6 protein-coding genes are annotated in these 4,785 nt (G+C 70.1%); 5 read left to right on the top strand and 1 reads right to left on the bottom strand.

Annotated elements, in window-relative coordinates; all coding sequences use genetic code 11:
• The 4 genes from B4E30_RS10635 to B4E30_RS10620 all read left to right on the top strand — a co-directional run.
• On the top strand, positions 1–825 hold an 825-nt coding region (locus tag B4E30_RS10635; protein WP_286795272.1), incomplete at its 5' end, for a UDP-N-acetylglucosamine 1-carboxyvinyltransferase.
• A 52-nt stretch (positions 826–877) separates the two neighbouring features.
• Positions 878–1,594 carry a lysophospholipid acyltransferase family protein gene (locus B4E30_RS10630; RefSeq protein WP_194385485.1) on the top strand — a complete coding sequence of 239 codons (717 nt, stop codon included), beginning with the start codon at positions 878–880 and terminating at the stop codon, positions 1,592–1,594.
• Positions 1,584–2,714, top strand: coding sequence for an NAD(P)H-dependent glycerol-3-phosphate dehydrogenase (locus B4E30_RS10625; RefSeq protein ID WP_194385104.1), 1,131 nt, complete (start codon positions 1,584–1,586; stop codon positions 2,712–2,714). Before B4E30_RS10630 ends, B4E30_RS10625 begins: the two co-directional genes overlap by 11 nt.
• Positions 2,620–3,702 carry a D-alanine--D-alanine ligase family protein gene (locus B4E30_RS10620; protein WP_194385105.1) on the top strand — a complete coding sequence of 361 codons (1,083 nt, stop codon included), beginning with the start codon at positions 2,620–2,622 and terminating at the stop codon, positions 3,700–3,702. The genes B4E30_RS10625 and B4E30_RS10620 overlap by 95 nt, the downstream gene beginning before the upstream one ends.
• Before the next feature lie 9 nt (positions 3,703–3,711).
• Here B4E30_RS10620 and B4E30_RS10615 read toward each other — a convergent pair whose 3' ends face one another.
• Entirely contained in the window at positions 3,712–4,200 is a 489-nt protein-coding gene (locus B4E30_RS10615; protein ID WP_228481004.1) for a DUF3515 family protein, read from the bottom strand.
• A 52-nt stretch (positions 4,201–4,252) separates the two neighbouring features.
• Here B4E30_RS10615 and B4E30_RS10610 point away from each other — a divergent pair.
• Positions 4,253–4,785: thiamine-phosphate kinase (locus B4E30_RS10610; protein WP_286795271.1), on the top strand; the 533-nt coding region annotated here is incomplete at its 3' end.

The following is a 4,785-nucleotide window of genomic DNA, read 5'->3' as shown; positions in this document are numbered from 1 at the left end:
CCCTACCCGAGCGTCGGCGCCACCGAGCAGGTCCTGCTGACCGCCGTGCGCGCGAAGGGCACGACGGAGCTGCGCAACGCCGCCATCGAGCCCGAGATCATGGACCTGATCGCGGTGCTGCAGAAGATGGGCGCGATCATCTCGTACGAGCCGAACCGTGTGATCCTCATCGAGGGCGTCGATTCGCTGCGCGGCTACGACCACCGCTGCATCTTCGATCGCAACGAGGCTGCTTCGTGGGCCTGCGCGGCGCTGGCCACCGACGGCGAGATCTTCGTCGACGGCGCCAAGCAGCAGGAGATGCTCACCTTCCTCAACGTCTTCCGCAAGGCCGGGGGCTGGTTCGACGTCCACGAGGACGGCATCCTCTTCCGGCGAGACGGATCGCTGAAACCCGTCATGGTCGAGACCGACGTGCACCCCGGCTTCATGACCGACTGGCAGCAGCCGCTGATCGTCGCGCTCACCCAGGCGGACGGACGCTCGATCGTGCACGAGACGGTGTACGAGAACCGTCTCGGATTCACCGCCGCCCTCAACCAGATGGGCGCCGACATCGTCGTGCACCCCGACGGCCTGGACACCCCGGAGCGCCGCGTGCCGCGTCGCGCGCTGGAGCAGGCGGCCGTCATCAACGGACCCACGCCGCTGCGCGGGGCGGATGTCGTCGTGCCCGACCTCCGCGGAGGGTACAGCTACCTCATCGCCGCGCTCGCCGCCGAGGGCGAGTCGATCGTGCGGAACGTCGACATCCTGCGCCGCGGCTACGAGAAGCTGTTCGCAAAGCTCGACGCCCTGGGCGCCGAATTCGACATCATCGGATGACCCGGTGACGTCGCCTCGCCCGCGCGCCTCGACGGAGAAGACGCGCCCCAGCATGTTCTGGCCGCTCGCCGCGATCATCGTGCCGCTGACCGGACTCCTCGCCAAGATCGAGGTCATCGACGGTCACAAGCTTCCGCGCGAGGGTGCTTACGTGCTGGCGCCGAATCACAACAGCGAGTTCGATCCGATCATCGTCGCCGTCGCGACGTGGCGCATGGGCCGCGCACCGCGCTTTCTCGCGAAGGAGAGCCTGTTCCGCGTGCCGGTGCTCGGCTGGGCTCTGCGGACGACGGGCATGGTGCCGGTCGCACGCTCCGCCTCCGCGTCATCGTCGCGTGCGACTCTCGAGGCGTCCACCGAGATCGTCGCCAACGGCCGCGGCGTGATCGTCTACCCGGAGGGATCCCTCACCCGCGACCCCGACCTGTGGCCGATGCGCGGCAAGACCGGAGCGGTGCGGCTGGCCCTGGCCGGCGGCATCCCCGTCATCCCCGTGGCGCAGTGGGGGACTCAGCAGATCCTGCCGCGCTACGGGAAGCTCAAGCTCTGGCCGCTGCGCCGTCGGGTCCGGGTGGTCGTCGGCGATCCCGTCGATCTGACGGCCTACGCCGCGCGCGACGGGCAGGCGGCCGCCCTCATCCCCGCGACCGACGTGGTGATGGGCGAGATCTCCCGCCTGCTGGCGACCCTCCGCGACGAGCCCGCACCCGCCGAGCGGTGGGACCCGAGTGCCCACGGGCAGAAGGAGACCGGACGCCTTGAGTCGTAAGCACGAGGCGACCTTGCCGCGCGTGGCGGTCATCGGCGCCGGGAGCTGGGGAACGACCTTCGGCAAGATCCTCGCCGACGGCGGCGCGCACGTGACCATGTGGGCTCGTCGCCCGGAGCTCGCCCACGAGATCGACGAAGCCAAGCGGAACAGCCAGTACCTCGCCGGCATCAACCTTCCCCGCGAGATGAGCGCGACCGCCCACCTGTCGGAGGCGGTCGAGGGAGCCGAACAGATCTATCTGTCGATCCCGAGCCAGTCGGCTCGGCAGAACCTCAAGGCTCTGCGTCCGCTCGTGGCGGCGACCGATGTTCCGATCGTGTCGCTCATGAAGGGCGTCGAGCGGCGCAGCGGCCTGCGGATGAGTCAGGTCATCGAGCAGGAGCTGGTGTGCGATCCGGCGCGGATCGCCGTGGCGTCGGGACCGAACCTCGCTCTCGAGATCGCCCGCGAGCAGCCGACGGCCGCGGTGATCTCCTCGCTCAGCCAGGACACCGCCGACGCCGTCGCGCGCCGTGCCAGGAATCGGTACTTCCGAAGTTTCGTGAACACCGATGTCATCGGAACCGAGTTCGGTGGCGTGCTGAAGAATCTCATCGCGGTCGCGATCGGGATCGTCGACGGCGTGGGATACGGCGAGAACACCAAGGCGTCGATCATCACCCGCGGTCTGGTCGAGATGACCGACTTCGCGGTCGCGCAGGGCGCGCAGCCCGAGACCCTCCAGGGCCTGGCAGGCCTCGGCGACCTGATCGCCACCTGCCAGTCGCCCCTGAGTCGGAACAACACCGCCGGGCGGCTGCTCGGACAGGGTTACAGCTTTCAGGACGTGGTCAAGCAGATGGAGCAGACCGCCGAAGGCCTGGCGTCGGTGGCTCCGGTGCTCCAGCTGGCCCGTGAGGCCGGTGTGCAGATGCCCATCGTCGAGCAGGTCAAGCGCGTGCTGGATGGCACGATGGACCCGCGCGAGATCGCGCCGCACCTGACGACCGACGACGACGACCCCCAGGGGGAGAGGACGCAGAATGGACAAGCGGGCGGTGGCGGTGCTCTTTGGAGGTCGCTCCAGCGAGCACTCGATCAGCTCCGCGACGGCGGGCGGCGTCCTCCGCGCGATTGACCGGGACCGCTTCGACGTCATCCCGATCGGGATCACCCGTTCCGGCGCCTACGTGCTCGAGGACGACGACCCCGAGAAGTTCGCCCTCGACCCGAGCCGCATGCCCGAGGTCGTCGACAACGGCACACGCATCGTCTGGCCGGATTCCGCCGAGACCCGTGAACTGCGGGTGCGGGATGCCGCGGGCGAGCGTTCGCTCGGCCGAATCGACGTCGTGCTGCCGATCCTCCACGGGCGATTCGGGGAGGACGGGACGGTGCAGGGGTTCCTCGAGCTCCTCGGCATCCCCTACGCGGGCGCCGGGGTGCTGATGTCGGCGATCGGCATGGACAAGCACACGACCAAGAGCGTGCTGAAAGCGGCGGGCGTGCCCGTCGTTCCATGGGTGACGGTGACCCGCGCCGATCTCGACCGAGACCGCGCGCAGATCGAGCATCGCGTGCGTGCCCTCGACCTCCCCGTGTTCGTCAAGCCGGCGCGCGCCGGATCGAGCGTCGGGGTGACCAAGGTGGCGGACCTGTCTGACCTGGACGCCGCGTTCGAAACCGCCTTCGCCGAAGACGACACGGTGCTCGTGGAGAAAGCCGTGACGGGTCGCGAGATCGAGTGCGGCGTGCTGCCCGGGCGCGACGGCGGTCTGCCGCGCGTGAGCCTGCCCGGGGAGATCGTGATCACGGGACGCGAGTTCTACGATTTCGAGGCCAAGTACCTCGGCGCGCCCGGGGTCGAACTGGTGTGTCCGGCCCAGCTGCGCGACGGCGAGATGGCCGAGATGCAGCGCGTCGCGGCCCGCGCCTTCGAGGCCGTGGGCGGCGAGGGTCTCGCTCGCGTCGACTTCTTCTTCACCGGCACCGACTTCTTCGTCAACGAGGTGAACACGATGCCCGGCTTCACCCCGATCTCGATGTTCCCCGCCTGCTGGATCGCGACCGGCATGACCTACACCGAGCTGATCTCCGAACTGATCGACGGCGCGCGCGAGCGCTGAGCCGACCGCTCAGGGCAGCAGCGTGTCGGTGGTCGTGCAGTAGCTCTCGGCCGGCAGCTGCTCCACGAGGGGACCGAGGGAACCGAGCACTTCGTTGGGGGAGACCGTCTCGTTGTCGACGAAGACCTCCACCGCCGGCGTGCGCCCGTAGCTCGTGATCAGGTAGGTCGGGGCCTGCGAATCGTCGACGATCCAGTCGACGCCGCCGATGGTGATGCACTGCGCCTCTGTGGGCCCGGGAGGGGTGACCCCGCACGTGAGCAGCACCGCGGCGGGGTCTCCCCACGCTCCCGTCGACTGGGCGTCGGTCCACCGCCGATCCTGACCGTCGAGCGCGTCGGGAAGGCGCACGATCACGTCGGCGCAGAGAGGGTCGTTGGCGTCGGCGGCGGGGTCGAGGGCGACCGTCGACGAGCAGCCGGCCAAGAGGGCGACAGCGAGTGAGACGCCCACCGTTCCGCTGGCGATGCGGCGCGACGGACCACGGGAGGTGAGCACCCGTCCACGCTACCCGGCGATCCTGCGAGCCGCCCGCCGATAGCGTGGAGTCATGACCGACAGCCGCACCGTGGGACAGCTGGGCGAGATGCAGGTGCTCGCGCGCATCCTCGACCACCTCGGGACCTCCGCGGCGGAAGTGGGCCCGGGGGATGACGCCGCGGTGCTCCCGCTCGCGGACCACCGGGTCGTGGCGACGACCGACACGCTCGTGCACGGGCCGGACTTCCGTCTGGCCTGGTCCAGCGGCTTCGACCTCGGGTGGAAGGCCGCGGCGGTGAACCTGGCCGACGTGGCGGCCATGGGTGCACGCCCCGTCGCGCTGCTGGTCGCGCTCGCGATGCCCGACGACACGTCGATGGACACCGTCGCCTCCCTCGCCGACGGTCTGCGGGCCGCGTGCGAGACCCTGGCGCCCGGCAGCCGCGTGGAAGGCGGCGACCTCACCGCGTCCGACACCCTGACGATCGCCGTCACCGCGCTCGGCACCCTCGAGGGTCGGGAACCGGTGCGGCGCAGCGGGGCGCACGCGGGCGACGTCGTCGCCGTCGCGGGGGAGATCGGCCCTGCTGCGCGCGGCCTCGG

Origin of the sequence: Microbacterium sp. UBA3394 (genome assembly GCF_002358725.1) — a bacterium.
Classification (GTDB): Bacteria; Actinomycetota; Actinomycetes; order Actinomycetales; family Microbacteriaceae; genus Microbacterium; species Microbacterium luteum.
Note: the sequence above shows the minus strand (reverse complement) of the source record. Positions and strands in the feature narration are given on the sequence as shown.